Source organism: Bradyrhizobium sp. Kon37, assembly GCF_055807535.1.
The window spans coordinates 1-404 of record NZ_JBVVOY010000155.1 but is presented as its reverse complement, the minus strand read 5'-3'; the positions used below and the strand labels follow the sequence as shown (position 1 = coordinate 404).

At 46.8% G+C, this 404-nt stretch carries 1 pseudogene; it reads right to left on the bottom strand.

Annotated elements, in window-relative coordinates:
* Nucleotides 1-254: 254 nt before the first annotated feature.
* A pseudogene (locus tag AC0L3J_RS37565) lies at nucleotides 255-404 on the bottom strand (DfrA family trimethoprim-resistant dihydrofolate reductase); the annotation flags it as partial.

Here is a 404-nt window from a genome sequence, read left to right as displayed (position 1 = left end):
CATCATCCGAGATGTAATCCTTCCGGTAGGGGCTCACACTTCTGGTAGATAGTTCAAAGCCTTGGTCGGATAGGTGCACATCGAACACTTCACGAACAATGAAATGGTTCTCAGCATCCAATGTTTCCGCCACCTGCTCAGGGATCACCGAAATCTTCATATGACGCCTAACGCCTGGCACAGCGGATCGCAAACCTGGCGCGGCTTTTGGCACAAAAGGCGTGACAGGTTTGCGAATCCGTTGCTGCCACTTGTTAACCCTTTTGCCAGATTTGGTAACTATAATTTATGTTAGAGGCGAAGTCTTGGGTAAAAACTGGCCTAAAATTGCTGGGGATTTCAGGAAAGTAAACATCACCTTCCGGCTCGATGTCTATTGTAGATATATGTAGTGTATCTACTTG